This is a genomic window from Rufibacter psychrotolerans (assembly GCF_016924645.1).
Lineage (GTDB): Bacteria > Bacteroidota > Bacteroidia > Cytophagales > Hymenobacteraceae > Nibribacter > Nibribacter psychrotolerans.
In genome coordinates this window covers 178,790-193,164 of sequence record NZ_JAFFJV010000003.1, presented here as the reverse complement: position 1 = coordinate 193,164, position 14,375 = coordinate 178,790, and the positions used below count along the sequence as shown (strand labels likewise).

Sequence of the window (14,375 nt, the reverse complement as noted above, 5' to 3'; positions counted from 1 at the left end):
TACAACAGGCCTCTGCTTACTCCTCTTCTCTCATCATAATGATTGCTTTTGTTTTAAGTGGTACCTGCTAACATTGGACTAGTTATGCAGAGTACCTCTTTTGTTTCTTTATATGGTATTTTCCTAATGATTCAAGTTGTGTTTTTTGTTAGATGCACAAAGGAAATCGATTTTCGCTTAAAATAAATTTAAAAAGTGTGCCCTACTAAGCTTATTTTTTGTTTAAATTTAATTTAAAATTGTACTCATCTGTTCTGAATAGAAGGTGTAACCTGTCTAAATCTAAAATATATTCACTATAACTAGGCTCTTGTGTATGAATTGGACACCTACTCCTAAGTTGATAAGACTTTTTATTTTCTTTCTGCTTCTGTTTGTCTTGCCATGGGCACAGGCGCAGCAGCGAGTTAAGAAAACGATTTTTCAAGCCTACTGGTGGGATTATTGGAACAGTAACTTCCCAAATGGGTGGGCTAATTACCTGACTGAACTAGCTCCAAGGTTGAAAGCGGCCGGCTTTGATGCAGTCTGGATTCCTCCGGTGTACAAGAATGCCAGTACTGGCAGCGTAGGATACAGTCCCTTTGACGTATATGACCTGGGGGATAAGTTTCAGAAAGGCGGTGATGGAGTAACCGTGCGTACCAGGGTGGGATCTAAAGATGAGTTGCTACGCATGATTGCCGTGATGCACGCCAACGGCATTGAGGTGATTCAAGATGTGGTTTTAAACCACAATGACGGAGCCGGGGCCAACAATGGAGCAGGCGGGCAAGACCCTGCTGAGATGTCCATGCGCAGTAATGGTGGATATAAAAACTTTAGGTTTACCAGCTATGCGACTCCTTTGATTGATGATTCGCAGGATGATTACTGGACTAGAAGCGGAAGATGGGCCAAGAACTACCCTAATTTCCATCCTAATCAATTCAATAACACCATTGAGGGCGATTTGTACAACCCATTGTTTGGGCCGGATATTTCCTACCAACACCAGGCATATGGGCAAAGCAGCAACATCCCAACGCTGGGAAGCGCCACATTAGGTAATGTTATTAGGCCATACTACAACCCGGCGCAGAGAGAAAACTACATGCGAGACAAAGGACGGGAATGGATCATGTGGTTCAAAAAGCAGACGGGTAGTGATGGCTGGCGCTGGGATGCCGTCAAGCATTTTCCAATAGAGGTACAGGAAGACTACATCTACAACACCAAGTACCTTCTTCCTGCTTGGGTAAAGGGGGGCGAAGACATGTTCAACGTGGGTGAGTGGATTGGCGACAAAGGGGCCATAGACAACTATGTCAACGCTGTGAAGAGCGGCAATGAGAAACATACGGGTACTTTTGACTTCGCGCTGAGGGGGTATGGACCTAACGGGGGGCTTTACAGCATGGTCCTTGGCAACGGCGGCTATAACATGCAAGCTATTCCGGGAGAACAGCAAGGAGAGCGCTACCATGATTACGGGGGCAAGCGGGTATACCGTACTGTGCCCTTCGTGAACAGCCATGATACGTTCAGGCCTAAACTACAGGGTAACGGAAACTTCCAGGGAAATTTAGGGGAGGAAGGCGGTTGGAATATTGGGGATGAAGTAGGAGGGAACGGAAAACACCTGGACCCGCGCGAGCCTAGGTTAGCGGCTGCATACGCGGTAGCCGTTGCCGTAGACGGAAATCCATCCTTCTACTTTGAAGACTTTTTTGATGTAGGCACTACCGGAAAGCGCTGGTCCCATGACCCCACCAATACTGCAGACTTACCCACCCGCACTGATTTGTTGAATCTATTGCAAGCGCACCAGAAACTGGGCTTCAAAGATGGTGAGTACGCAGTGCCCACGGATAGCGGTAATCCGCACTATGGGAAGGGACACGCTGGAGATCATTTGGTAATTGAACGAAAAGGCAAAGCCATCATAGGCATTACAGATGCCTACGCCTCCGTAGGAGATAACTCCCAGGATCAGGAAGTGTATGTGACGGTAGATCCTTCCTGGAATGGCAAGCTGTTGTACGATTACTCAGGAGCCCACGGAATTTCCACCACAGAGGTTTACAACGATTCCAGGGTGCTGATTAAAACTGCGCCGGTAGGCCATGTTATTGCCGGAGCCAGAGGGCATGGGTACTCTATCTGGGCCCCGGCCCCGGCGGGCGTGACTTTTAATTCTGTGCAGGACATCTACAACTATCTGGCTACCTACGCCCCCCCGCGTAATAGAGAAACAACGCAGGAGTGGGAAATGGCCGACGACCTAGGAGATAGTCACTGCCAGTCATTAGGCCAAGGTGGCCGTTTGCCCGACAACAGCACTAACCAACGCGTAGCCGGAAAGATCTTTGTGGAGGCAGGTAAGCCGGTAATCGTGAAGGTGTATCCTGAGTTTAATGACCGTAATGTGACAGTTTCTTTGTGGAACTTGCAAGGGAGCAGGGTAGGGGAGGCAGCGGGTGTGTCTACTTCCAGTGCTCCGGTAACCTTAAATTACGCTCCGGCTGCTACAGGTTGGCTTGTTATGAAAGTCCGGAATTCTACCGCAACGCAATGGGGGCAAAAAGTTTGGGTAAATGCCACCTATACGGCACCAGCTACTTTAGACACGCGCTCTGCAGATGCAGAGGCCAGTACCAGGGTAGCCATCTGGACGGGCAATAAAGGCACTACAGATGTTACGGACTGCGGAAACTGGGAAGAAGGAAAGTCTCCTGATCAGAATACGAATGTTGTTATTCCGGCGTATTCTTCACCCTCACCTATCATTGCCGCAGACCTGGTGGTGAAAAGCTTTATAGTGGAAGAGGGGGCTTCGGTGACTTTGCAAAACGCTTCACTTAAAGTATTCGGTGCTCTTCAAAATAGCGGGACCATAGATGCGCAAAACGGCAAGGTTGAATTGCTGGGAACTGAGCCACAAATGATTGCAGCGAATACTTTTCTGGGTAACACCATCAGGGACTTAACTATCGGGAATGCCGCAGGTGTGTCTTTAGGAGGTGCTTTGGCGCTAACCGGGCAGTTAACAGTAAATACCGGCACCCTTTCTACTAACGGACACTTAGTGCTGAAATCAGAGGAAGGAACTTCGGCCATAGTAGCCCCGGTAGCCTCAGGAGGTAATGTGGTAGGCAACGTGCTGGTAGAGCGTTTCATACCAGCTAACAATAATCAAGCATATCGGTTGTTGGGAGCTTCCGTCACCGGAGGTACCTTGTATGACACGTGGCAGAATGGGGGAGCCAATGTTCCGGGATTAGGCATGCACATCACTGGGGGGGCAGGGCAAAGCACAAGCCAGGGCTTTGATGCCATTGGTGAGGCTTCAGTTTATACCTTCAATGTCGCGAAACAAACCTGGGAACCAGTTCCCAACACCAATGCCATGACTTTATCTGTTTCGCAGGGGTACTTAGCATATGTGCGGGGCGACCGTAAGCAAGAGAACCTAACCTCAGGTGCCTCCAGTAACACTAAACTAACTGCCACTGGCCCATTGGTGGTAGGTGACTATAGCTTTGCTGGCCTAGAAAGCAGCGGCGGGGAGGTGGGCAGCCAACGACTAAGTTTAGTGACCAATCCTTATGTAGCTCCTTTAGACTGGGCTGCGGCGCACGGCTCTAATTCTGCCTCTTTTGAAGATTACTACACCTATATGGAGCCCAAGGCGGGTGAGAAGGGGGCATTTGTGAGCGTGAAAGCAGATGGCACCAAGAGCATCAGTGCTGATTTTCTGGGAGGAGCGGGGCAGGATAACATACAGATGGGGCAGGCCTTCTTGCTCAGAACCAAAAGGACCGTAACCTCTCCCTCCTTCTCGCTTCAGGAGAGCCATAAGGTTAGTGCAGCCTCTGAAGGCCCTCCGGCCGAAAACACCCCGCAGAGATTCAACATGGCATTGTTTGCGGCCCCTGCAGATGGAGGGAAAGTGCTGGATGGCGCTGTAGCCTACTTCTCTGACAGGAATGATGCGGCTGTGGGGAGCGATGATGCGTTGAAAGTAGCTAACCTGCAAGAAAACCTCTCTATTCTTAGGAGTAAAACAAACCTCAGTATTGAAGGACGGCCAGCTTTGAGTGCTAAGGTAGATACACTGCCGTTGCGCCTGTTTCAGTTGCCTTCCAATAACTATGTACTCAAGTTCCAGGCAGAAAACCTTTCACCTGCCCTTCAGATTACCTTGGTGGATAAACTTACCGGAAGTGTTACTCCCATAGGCGTAGAGGAAGTTACCTCAGTGCCATTCACAGTGACAGATGGTCCAGCCTCTAGCTTAGAGAGTAGGTTTATGGTATTACTCAATCCGGGCACTTTGCCCGTTACTATCGCTAAAGTAAAAGCTTACCAAAAAGAACAGGTGGTACAAATAGAGTGGATGGTGTACTCAGAGAGCGAGATGGACCGCTATGAGGTAGAGCGTTCCGCTGATGGTAGAAACTTTGAGGTAGTTGGAGAAGTATCAGCCCGAGCCGGCACTAACAATGATGCGTATACTTACCGTTTACTGGATAGAAAGCCCCACAATGGAAGTAATTACTACCGTGTCAAATCCATTGAGAATAGCGGTCATTTCAAATACAGCAAGACTGTGTACGCGAAGTTTGATAATCTACGAGAAATCAAGCTCTATCCCAACCCAGTGAAAGGCGGTAACCTGACATTACATATGAACAGTCAGTTGGCAGGTGCCTACTCCATCCGCCTTTTCAACGGCCTTGGGCAGGAGGTGTTCGCCCAGGATGTACTTCATGAAGGGGGCAGTGATGTGTACAGGTTGCAGTTTGGGGGAGCGCTGACCAAAGGTGTCTATTATCTGCACATTAGTAGCGGAGATACCAGAACAGTGAGGAAGCTTTTGGTAGAATAGAGATCTTGAAACGCACAAAAAAGACAGCCCCTGCTTTCTCCAAAGAAAGCAGGGGCTGTCTTTTTTGTGCGTTTAACGGCTATTTTGAGAATGTAAGCCTAAAACAGGCTTATTCGTCGCCAGCGTCTTCTTTCATGTTGTGGAACACGGCTTGCACGTCATCGTCTTCCTCCAGGCGGTCGATGAGTTTTTCCATGTCTTCTTGCTGCTCGGGCGTCAGCTCCTTCAGAACGGTGGGGTAGCGCTGCAGTTCTGAGCTTTTCACGTTGAGGCCGCGCTCTTCCAGGGCTTTCTGCATGGCCCCGAAATCAGCGAACGAGGTTTGGATGATGATCTCGTTTTCCTCTTCGTCTTTGTCAATGCTCTCCAGCCCGAAGTCAATCAGGTCCAGCTCCAGTTCTTCCATGTCCAGGCCCTCGGCATCCAGGTGGAACACGCCTTTGCGCTCAAAGATAAAGTCAAACTGGCCGGTGCGGCCCAGCTCGCCGCCGGTGCGGTTAAAGTGCATGCGCACGTTGGCCACGGTACGGTTCACGTTGTCGGTAGCGGTTTCTACCAGAACAGCCACGCCGTGCGGGCCGTAGCCCTCATATACTACTTCCTGGTAATCGGCTTCGTCTTTGCCCTGGGCGCGTTTAATGGCGGCATCCACGCGGTCTTTGGGCATGTTCACCCCTTTGGCGTTCTGGATACACACCCGCAAACGAGCGTTGGTGGTGGGGTCTGGGCCTCCAGATTTCACGGCCATCACAATCTCTTTCCCTATGCGGGTGAACTGCTTGGACATCCTGTCCCAGCGTTTCATTTTCCGGGCTTTCCGGAATTCAAATGCTCTTCCCATGTGGTTAGTCTAAACGAAGTAGGCAAATATCGGGAAAAACGGCGGATGCCCCAAGCAGGTTGCTACACATGTTCGGCTAAATAATCTTCCAGCCGGCGCCGGCCTTTGGCGGGAGCCACGCAGTCTTGCTTGGTGACTTCCACAAAGAAGGCGGCTTTCTCATAGAGCGAACGGTTCACCAGACGCACCATGGGCAGAAACGAGTGCGCCAGCCAGTACGGCACCCTGCGGATTGCCCCCGGCTTGCCCACCGCTTTGCCAAGCAGTTGCACCAGCTCCAGCCGGGAATACGTCACCGGGCCGCCCAGCTCAAGCACCGCAGCCGGATTGGTGAGGGCCTGCACGCAAGCTTCGGCTACCTCCAGTTCATGAATGGGGTTGGTGATGCGGTCTCCCTGGCCCAGCGCCGCCAACCGGCCCTTGCGGGCCATGGGCAGCAAGTCCAGAAACGCCGAGAAAAGGGCCGGGGGTTTGATGATGGTGGCCGGAATACCGCTCTGCTGCAGGGCTCGGGCAAAGGTCTCATGGGCTTTGAAGTAATCTACCCGGGGGTGCCTTTCGCCGCTGAACGCCCCCACGTACACAAACTTGGCCACTTGCCCGTGCTGCTGGGCCAGCTCCAGCACGTTCAGGTTGCCCTTCACGTTGACCTCATAGAAAGAGGTGCGGCTGGTATCTTGAAGGCTGAGGCTCTTGCCCAGGGCAGAAATGATGTACGTCACTCCCCGCACCAGGGCCGGCGAGAGCGTGTCGGGCTGGGTAGGGTCGCAGACCACCACCTCATCAACCGAGGGCTGTAGCTGTTCGGCTTTCAGGGGCGTGCGGGCCGTGGCGCGAACCCGGTAGCCCTGCTGCCGAAGCACTTCCAGGATACTGGACCCCAGGCTGCCGGTGCTTCCTAAAACAAGGACAGTTTTCATAGAGCGGGAGAGGTTTGGGGGGTGAAGAGGTTTCTCCGTAGTCTAATCTACCTGTTTTTTGCCTTTTTAGCAAATAGGCCCGCAAGGGTTTGCCAATCTTTCAAAGTCCAGCCGGTGTTGTAGCCGAAAAGCAAGCAGCCTGCGCCGGCCGGGCAGATCTGGCGGGCTGGTCGCGGAGAGCGGCGTTTAGGGCCAGTTTCGGCAAAATCAGCCCCTAAACCGGCGCAGGGCAGTAGGCGGTAGCCTCAATCTCTACCACCAGGGCCGGGTCAATGAGGGCAGTTACCTCTACCATGGTGGTGACCGGTTTTATAGCTTTGAAAAACTCGCCGTGGGCGCGGCCAATTTCCTGCCATTGGCTGATGTCCGTCACGAACATACGGGTGCGGGTAACCTGCTCCAGCGAGGCACCGGCCTCTTGCAAGACCCGCTCAATCTTCTGCAGAATGTATTTGGTTTGGGCGTAGGCGTCATGCGGGGCCACTACTTGGCCGTTTTCCACGGCGGTGGTGCCAGCCACTTCAATGATAGGACCCACTTTTACCGCGCGGGAGTAGCCAATGCTGTCTTCCCAGGGAGCGCCGGAGGAGAATAATTGCCGAGTCATGGTTTGCTTGGGTTTGGAATGATGCAAGGCAAGATTACAGAACCCGCGGCAAATCTGCCAGCAAACGCGTGCTAAATACAGGGGCATTTCTGTAAGTGGGTGCCGTTTGCCGTTTTGGGCCTGTTTGGGCGAAACCGGGCGTAAAACGGAGTTTGGGCTTTTAGGCAGCCTATGTGCGGGAGTTTTCGTAAGTTGGGCAGCAGAAGGTTTTACCAGACAGCTTCCATGGCGCCGCACCCGTTGAAAATAGACATCCACACCCACATTCTGCCGGAGAAGTGGCCCGACCTGCGGGAACGCTACGGCTACGGTGGGTTTATCCGGCTGGAGCACCACAAGCCCTGCTGCGCCCGCATGATGCTGGACGACCGCTTCTTCCGCGAAATCCAGGACAACAGCTGGGACCCCGCCGTGCGCCTGCGCGAGTGTGCCCAACACGGCGTGCACGTGCAGGTCTTGAGCACGGTGCCCGTTATGTTCAGCTACTGGGCCAAGCCCGAACACACCTGGGATCTGTCCAAGATCCTGAACGACCATATTGCTGGGGTGGTGGCCGCTTACCCAGACCGGTTTGTGGGCCTGGGCACCCTGCCCATGCAAGACACCACGTTAGCCATCAAAGAGCTGGAGCGCTGCATGAAAGAGCTGGGGCTGGCCGGCGTGCAGATTGGCTCCAACGTGAACGACATGAACCTGGACGATGCGGCACTGTTCCCCATCTTTGAGGCCGCCGCCGACCTGGGTGCCGCCATCTTTGTGCACCCTTGGGACATGATGGGCGAAAAGAAGATGCGCAAGTACTGGCTGCCCTGGCTGGTGAGCATGCCCGCCGAAACCTCCCGCGCCATTTGTTCGCTCATCTTTGGGGGCGTGTTGGAGCGCCTACCCCATCTGCGGCTGGCCTTCGCGCACGGTGGCGGATCTTTTCCGTTCACCTTGGGCCGCATTCAGCACGGCTTTGACGTGCGCCCCGACCTTTGCGCCGTAGACAACCCAGTGCCGCCCGAAAACTACGTGGGCAAGTTCTGGATAGACTCGCTGGTGCACTGCAAGAATACCCTGGATTACGTAGTGAAGCAGTTCGGGCCCGAGAAGATAGCCCTGGGCTCAGACTATCCTTTCCCGCTGGGCGAGCTGGAGCCGGGCAAGCTCATTGAATCCATGGACTACTCGCCGGAGGTGAAGGAACTCTTGCTGGGCGGCTCGGCCCTGCAGTGGCTGGGCCTGGGCAAAGAGCGGTTCTTGTCCCAGATATCCAGCACGTGCGCTCACTAAGCCTGTTTTGCGCCTCTTTTTCAGAAATCGGCCTTGAAACCAACGGGGAACCCCAGCCTCGGCATGGGGAAAATAATTATGGTTCTCTAACGCCTGTTAGGTAATTTAGTCCCGCAACCACTCTTTACTTTTTACATCGCTTTCATGCAGTTTCATAATACCCTCGCCTTCGCCCAGGAGCAAGACCACGCAGATGAACTCCGCTATTTCCGGGAGCATTTCCACATTCCGCAGCACAAGGGGCAAGACACCGTGTACCTCTGCGGCAACTCGCTGGGCCTGCAGCCCAAGGCGGCCCGCGCGGCAGTAGAGGCCGAAATGACTAAATGGGCCGAGCTGGGCGTGGAAGGCCACTTTGTGGGCGACGACCCCTGGTTTACGTACCATGCCACCCTGGCCGAGCCTACCGCGCGGCTGGTGGGCGCCAAGCCCCTGGAGGTGGTGGTCATGAACCAACTCACCGTGAACCTGCACCTCATGCTGGTTTCGTTCTATCGGCCGCAGGGCCAGCGTTACAAAATTTTAACTGAGGCCGGGGCTTTCCCCTCAGACCAGTACGCCCTGGAGAGCCAGGTGAAGTTTCACGGCTACGCGCCCGAAGACGCCATTATTGAGATTGCCCCGCGCCCCGGCGAGCACACCTGGCGTACCGAGGACATTCTGCAGGCCATTGAGGAGAACGGCGATCAGCTTGCCTTGGTGCTCATGGGCGGCCTGCATTACTACACGGGGCAGGTGTTTGATATGGCGGCCATCACGCAGGCGGCGCATGCGGTGGGGGCCACCTGCGGGTTTGACCTGGCCCACGCCGCCGGCAACGTGCCTCTGCGCCTCCACGACTGGGGCGTGGACTTTGCCGTGTGGTGCACCTATAAATACCTGAACTCGGGGCCGGGCGGAACGTCTGGGGTGTTTGTGCACGAGCGCCACGCGCAGAATGCAGACCTGCCCCGCTTTGCCGGGTGGTGGGGCCATGACCAGCGCGTGCGGTTCCAGATGCAGAAAGGCTTTCTTCCCATGGCCGGGGCCGAAGGCTGGCAACTCTCCAACAGCCAGATCCTGCCCATGGCCGTGCACAAAGCCTCGCTGCAGATTTTTGACGAGGCCGGCATGGACCGGCTGCGGACCAAGAGCGAGCAACTCACCGGCTACCTGGAGTTCCTGATCAAAGAACTGAACCAGCCCAAGGAAGCCCTGGAAGTGATCACGCCGCAGGAGCCTTCGGCCCGAGGGTGCCAATTGTCCCTACTGGTGCACCAGAACGGACGGCAGTTGTTTGAGACGCTCATGGCCAACGGCTTTATCCTGGACTGGCGCGAACCCAATGTGATCCGCGTGGCGCCCACGCCGCTGTACAACACCTTTGAAGACGTGTACCGGTTTGGGCAGTTCCTGGCGGCGCACTTCACCCAATAACGGCTGCGCCGCCAGCCGAAGCTCCGTTTCAGGGCAGTTTTTCAGGAAACAGCCCTGAAACAGGAGCGTTCAAGGCAATGAGCCCTCTCTGCCTGCGTGTCTGGACCCGTTGGCAGAGAGGGCTTGCTTATTCTGCTGGTTTCCTGCTATTTTCTGGAAAATAAGGTAGAAACCAGTAGTCGTTTTTTCGTATGAACATGGGTATTTATACGATGCCTATGTTTCTCCTTTTCCGTAAAGCGCCGCGCCCATGGATGCCTACCTGATCTCGTTCGTGGTCATTGGGGCCGCCGCGCTGGCCATGACCTGGTTGCCCACCTGGCTCAAAGAAGTGCCCTTCTCCTACACCATCCTGTTTGTGGCAGTGGGTTACTTGCTGTATAAACTGCCGCTGGGCCTCCCAGAGCCAGACCCGCTCCGCGAGAACGAACTGGCCCTACGCCTTTCTGAGCTGTGCGTCATTGTCACGCTTATGGGCACGGGCATTAAGATTAACCGCCGGTTTTCCTTCTACAGCTGGCTGGTGCCCCTCCGGCTGGTAAGCTGGACCATGCTGCTGTGCATTGGCGTTCTGGCCTGGATGGGGTGGGAGTTCCTGGGCTTTCCGGTGGCCTCGGCGGTGCTGCTGGCCGCTGCCCTGGCCCCTACAGACCCCGTCTTGGCTTCTGATGTGCAGGTGGGCCCGCCCAGCCAGGAAGTGGAAGATGCTCCTCGCTTTTCCCTCACCGCCGAGGCGGGCCTGAACGATGGCATGGCCTTTCCGTTTACCTGGCTGGCCGTGGCCCTGGCCACCAAAGGGCTGGCTCCTGAAAACTGGCTCACCCATTGGCTGTCCTATGACCTGCTGTACCGCATTGGGTTAGGCGTGGCGGTGGGCTACCTGCTGGGGCGTGGTTTGAGCTTTCTTTTGTTTGAACTGCCCAAAAAAGGCAAGATCCCTAAAACCAACGACGGCTTTGTGGCCATCTCGGCTACCTTGCTGGTGTACGGCCTCACTGAGATGGTGCACGGCTACGGCTTTATTGCCGTGTTTGTGGCGGGGCTCACCATCAAAAACCAGGAAAAAGATGAAAAGTACCACCGCGAGTTGCATGACTTCACTGATCAGATTGAGCGGCTGTTGGTAGTGGTGGTGTTGATACTGGTGGGCGGTAGCATAGCCCGGGGGCTTTTAGATGCCCTTACGTGGCAAGGCGCATTGGTAAGCCTGGGGTTTGTGCTGGTGGTGCGGCCCCTGGCCGGCTACATTGGCCTGTTAGGGGTGCCGGTGAGAACCCGCGAAAAATGGGCCATCAGCTTCTTCGGGATCAGGGGCATCGGTTCTATCTTCTACCTGGCTTTCGGGTTGAGCGAGGCCTCGTTTGAGAATCCGCAGGAAATGTGGGCGGTGGTGGGTTTCACCATCCTGCTTTCTATTTTTGTGCACGGGGTGTTGGCCACGCCCGTCATGCGCCATCTTGACCGTACCCGCAAGCCGCACCATTTCATAGAACCAGACAAAGCCAGCCAGGACCTGGGAGAGAAAAAGCCCGGCGAGGCTGCGGCCTGAAGGGCGTAACCGTAAACCAAAGCAATGCAGCAACTCTCCCCAGAATTCTTGGAGCGGTTTGGGGGCTTTCGGCTGCCCCTGCCAGACGCAGAGGTATACCTGCTCCCTGAGTTTATCCCGAAAGAGGACCGGTCCGCTTTACAGCAGGCGCTGGATGTGAACGTTGCCTGGCGCCAGGAAAAGATCAGGATGTTTGGCCGCCAGGTAGACCAACCCCGCCTCACCGCTTGGTACGCCGATGCCGGCAAGGCCTACACGTACTCCGGCCTCACCTGGCAGCCCCTGCCGTGGCTCCCGGAATTGACGGAGCTGAGGACCCGCCTGGAATCTGCAACCGGAGCCGCCTTCAACAGCGTTTTGCTGAACCTGTACCGGCACGGGCAAGACAGCATGGGCTGGCACGCCGACGATGAGCCAGAACTGGGACAGAACTCCATCATCGCCTCGCTCAGTCTGGGGCAGGAGCGCACGTTCGCCTTCCGGCACCGGCAGCAAAAAGAATTGAAACACCAACTGGTTTTACCTTCGGGCAGCCTGTTGCTCATGGCCGGCCCCACCCAGCACTTCTGGCACCACCAACTCCCCAAAACCACCAAACCACAGCAACCCAGAATCAACCTCACGTTCCGGTTTATCTATTCATGATTTGGAGATTTGAAGATTTGGAAATTTAAAGATTGGGAGATTTGTAAATTTGAAAATCTAGAAATGTGGAGATGAGGTCCTCCTATGGCTTCTATGGCCATCTATGGCGCGGAAGTTACTTCCGTGCCTTCCGGATGCTATAAAAGGCACGGAAGTAACTTCCGCGCCATGGATACAAAAAGCATCTGCACATTTCCAAATCTTCACATCCCTACTTCTTCACATCCCTCCATCTCCAAATTTCCAAATCTGCAAATCTCCAAATCAAAAAAGTCCCATCTGGTACGTGCCGCTCATTTTGGCTTCGTGCTGCAGGAGCCATTGCTTGCGCCACAGGCCGCCGGCGTAGCCTACCAGTTGGCCTTGGGCGCCCACCACGCGGTGGCAGGGCACCAGGATCATCCAGGGGTTAGCGCCGTTGGCCACGCCCACAGCCCGCACTGCGCCGGCGTTGCCCATGCGCTTCGCCAAGGCCAGGTAATGGTCGGTTTGGCCGGCGGGAATGCGCTGCAGGGCTTGCCACACCTGCTGCTGAAAAGGGGTGCCCTGGGGGTAGAGGGGGACCTCAAACGTCTGGCGCTGGCCCGCGAAGTACTCGTTCAGCTGCGTGGCGGCCTGGCGCAGGCAGTCGGATGGGGCGGGGCTGTCCGTTTCGGGGCCGGTTTCCAGAAAACAGGCCTTAAACAGGTGGCTTTCCGTGGAGCTGAGCTGCATGGTGCCCAAGGGCGTGGCGACATGCAGCACAAAGAGCGGCGAAGGAGTAGGCATGGCAAGGCTTTTTCATGAAAATTAACCAAGTTTACCGCTTCTTTCCGTAGAAAGCAGTAACCGGCGCCTTTTTTAACCGCCCCAGACAAGAATTTTCACTCAATACATGGAGAAAACCACCCAACTCAGTGTGATGGGCGGGGGCCTGGTAGGCTGCCTGCTGTCTTTGTACCTCGCCAAGCAAGGATACCGGGTGGATGTGTATGAGCGGCGGCCAGACCTGCGCCGCACCGATATAGAGGGCGGCCGGTCCATCAACCTGGCCTTGAGCGACCGAGGCTGGCGCGCCCTGGAAACCATTGGCATTGCCGCGGAAATCAGGAAAGTGGCCATTCCCATGTACCGGCGGGTCATGCATGACAAAGGCGGCAACCTGTCGTTTCAGCCCTACGGGAAAGAGGGCCAGGCCATCTACTCGGTGTCCAGGGGCGGGCTCAACCAGGCCCTGCTGGACCTGGCCGAAGCCGAGCCGGGCATCTCGCTGCACTTTCAGCAGCAGGTGCTGGAGGTAGAGGTGGCCACCAACCGGGTCACCCTGCTGGACAACCCCTCCGGCCAGGCGTACCAGATCAACCCAGACGTGGTATTTGCCGCCGACGGAGCATATTCTATGGTGCGGCTCTCCCTGCAGAAGACAGACCGGTTCAACTATGAGCAGAGCTACCTGGACTACGGCTACAAAGAATTGACCATTCCGCCCACCGCCGGCGGTGAGTGGCAGCTGGAGAAGAATGCGCTGCACATCTGGCCCCGGGGACAGTACATGATGATTGCCCTGCCCAACCTGGACGGCTCCTTTACCTGCACGCTGTTCTTCCCCTATGAGGGGGAGCCCTCCTTCCAGTCGCTGCAAACCCCGGCGCAGGTGCAGCAGTTCTTCCGGGAGACTTTCCCAGACGCCGCCGCCCTGATGCCCGACCTGGAGAATGAGTTTTTTGAGAACCCCACCGGCTCACTGGTCACCATCAAGTGCCTGCCCTGGCACCACAACGGCAACATCTTGCTGCTGGGCGATGCGGCCCATGCCATTGTGCCTTTCTACGGGCAGGGCATGAACGCCGGTTTTGAGGACTGCACCGTGCTGCGGGGCCTGCTGGAAAAACACCCCGGCGACTGGGAAACCATCTTCCAGACCTTCCAAGAATTGCGCAAACCCAACACCGATGCTATTGCAGATCTGGCGGTTTATAACTTTATTGAGATGCGTGACAAGGTGGCCGATCCGCGGTTTTTGCTGCAGAAGAAAATAGAGGCAAAAATCTCGGCGCAATATCCAGATAATTGGCTTCCTTTATATTCCATGGTCACCTTTTCACCCGATTTGCCGTATGCCGAGGCACTGGCCAACGGAAGGCGGCAAGAGGAGATCATGCGCCAGTTAATGGAGTATATCCAGACCGAAGAAGATTACAACAAACCAGAGGTGCAGCAATTGCTGCAGGCGCAGCTAGCCTAGCAGGCCTTTGGTGATATTCCAGAAAGTA

The 14,375-nt window shown here is 55.2% G+C and carries 10 protein-coding genes; 6 read left to right on the top strand and 4 right to left on the bottom strand.

Features of this window, described 5'->3' with window-relative positions:
- Nucleotides 1-316 precede the first annotated feature (316 nt).
- On the top strand, nt 317-4,870 hold the full coding sequence (locus JT718_RS03635; RefSeq protein WP_205500510.1) for an alpha-amylase family protein: 4,554 nt from the start codon (nt 317-319) through the stop codon (nt 4,868-4,870).
- Nucleotides 4,871-4,979: 109 nt separating this feature from the next.
- Here the strand turns inward: JT718_RS03635 and JT718_RS03630 are convergent, their stop codons facing one another.
- The 3 genes from JT718_RS03630 to JT718_RS03620 form a co-directional block, all read right to left on the bottom strand.
- Nucleotides 4,980-5,711 (bottom strand): YebC/PmpR family DNA-binding transcriptional regulator, encoded by a 732-nt coding sequence (locus JT718_RS03630; protein WP_205500509.1) that lies wholly within the window; start codon nt 5,709-5,711, stop codon nt 4,980-4,982.
- 62 nt (nt 5,712-5,773) lie between these two features.
- Entirely contained in the window at nt 5,774-6,631 is an 858-nt protein-coding gene (locus JT718_RS03625; protein ID WP_205500508.1) for an SDR family oxidoreductase, read from the bottom strand.
- Between the two features lie 214 nt (nt 6,632-6,845).
- Nucleotides 6,846-7,238 (bottom strand): RidA family protein, encoded by a 393-nt coding sequence (locus JT718_RS03620; protein ID WP_205500507.1) that lies wholly within the window; start codon nt 7,236-7,238, stop codon nt 6,846-6,848.
- A 225-nt stretch (nt 7,239-7,463) separates the two neighbouring features.
- On the opposite strand from JT718_RS03620, the gene JT718_RS03615 reads away from it, so the two are divergent.
- The 4 genes from JT718_RS03615 (at nt 7,464) to JT718_RS03600 (ending at nt 12,123) form a co-directional block, all read left to right on the top strand.
- Nucleotides 7,464-8,513 carry an amidohydrolase family protein gene (locus tag JT718_RS03615; RefSeq protein WP_205500506.1) on the top strand — a complete coding sequence of 350 codons (1,050 nt, stop codon included), beginning with the start codon at nt 7,464-7,466 and terminating at the stop codon, nt 8,511-8,513.
- 144 nt (nt 8,514-8,657) lie between these two features.
- A complete protein-coding gene (kynU, locus tag JT718_RS03610) occupies nt 8,658-9,929 on the top strand; it encodes a kynureninase (RefSeq protein ID WP_205500505.1) in 1,272 nt (423 codons plus the stop codon).
- 250 nt (nt 9,930-10,179) lie between these two features.
- Nucleotides 10,180-11,478, top strand: a complete 1,299-nt coding sequence (locus JT718_RS03605) for a cation:proton antiporter (protein WP_205500504.1) — start codon at nt 10,180-10,182, stop codon at nt 11,476-11,478.
- A 24-nt stretch (nt 11,479-11,502) separates the two neighbouring features.
- Nucleotides 11,503-12,123 carry an alpha-ketoglutarate-dependent dioxygenase AlkB family protein gene (locus tag JT718_RS03600; protein WP_205500503.1) on the top strand — a complete coding sequence of 207 codons (621 nt, stop codon included), beginning with the start codon at nt 11,503-11,505 and terminating at the stop codon, nt 12,121-12,123.
- Nucleotides 12,124-12,387: 264 nt separating this feature from the next.
- Here JT718_RS03600 and JT718_RS03595 read toward each other — a convergent pair whose 3' ends face one another.
- Nucleotides 12,388-12,891 (bottom strand): methylated-DNA--[protein]-cysteine S-methyltransferase, encoded by a 504-nt coding sequence (locus JT718_RS03595; protein WP_205500502.1) that lies wholly within the window; start codon nt 12,889-12,891, stop codon nt 12,388-12,390.
- A gap of 106 nt (nt 12,892-12,997) precedes the next feature.
- Here JT718_RS03595 and JT718_RS03590 point away from each other — a divergent pair, with 106 nt between their 5' ends.
- Nucleotides 12,998-14,347, top strand: coding sequence for an FAD-dependent oxidoreductase (locus JT718_RS03590; RefSeq protein ID WP_205500501.1), 1,350 nt, complete (start codon nt 12,998-13,000; stop codon nt 14,345-14,347).
- Nucleotides 14,348-14,375: the final 28 nt, after the last annotated feature.

Excerpts from the sequence above, each read along its gene's own strand:
- JT718_RS03600 (WP_205500503.1), top strand. The coding sequence starts at position 11,503 with ATGCAGCAACTCTCCCCAGAATTCTTGGAGCGGTTTGGGGGCTTTCGG.
- JT718_RS03630 (WP_205500509.1), bottom strand. The coding sequence starts at position 5,711 with ATGGGAAGAGCATTTGAATTCCGGAAAGCCCGGAAAATGAAACGCTGG.
- JT718_RS03595 (WP_205500502.1), bottom strand. The coding sequence starts at position 12,891 with ATGCCTACTCCTTCGCCGCTCTTTGTGCTGCATGTCGCCACGCCCTTG.
- JT718_RS03620 (WP_205500507.1), bottom strand. The coding sequence starts at position 7,238 with ATGACTCGGCAATTATTCTCCTCCGGCGCTCCCTGGGAAGACAGCATT.
- JT718_RS03590 (WP_205500501.1), top strand. The coding sequence starts at position 12,998 with ATGGAGAAAACCACCCAACTCAGTGTGATGGGCGGGGGCCTGGTAGGC.
- JT718_RS03625 (WP_205500508.1), bottom strand. The coding sequence starts at position 6,631 with ATGAAAACTGTCCTTGTTTTAGGAAGCACCGGCAGCCTGGGGTCCAGT.
- JT718_RS03635 (WP_205500510.1), top strand. The coding sequence starts at position 317 with ATGAATTGGACACCTACTCCTAAGTTGATAAGACTTTTTATTTTCTTT.
- kynU (WP_205500505.1), top strand. The coding sequence starts at position 8,658 with ATGCAGTTTCATAATACCCTCGCCTTCGCCCAGGAGCAAGACCACGCA.
- JT718_RS03605 (WP_205500504.1), top strand. The coding sequence starts at position 10,180 with ATGGATGCCTACCTGATCTCGTTCGTGGTCATTGGGGCCGCCGCGCTG.
- JT718_RS03615 (WP_205500506.1), top strand. The coding sequence starts at position 7,464 with ATGGCGCCGCACCCGTTGAAAATAGACATCCACACCCACATTCTGCCG.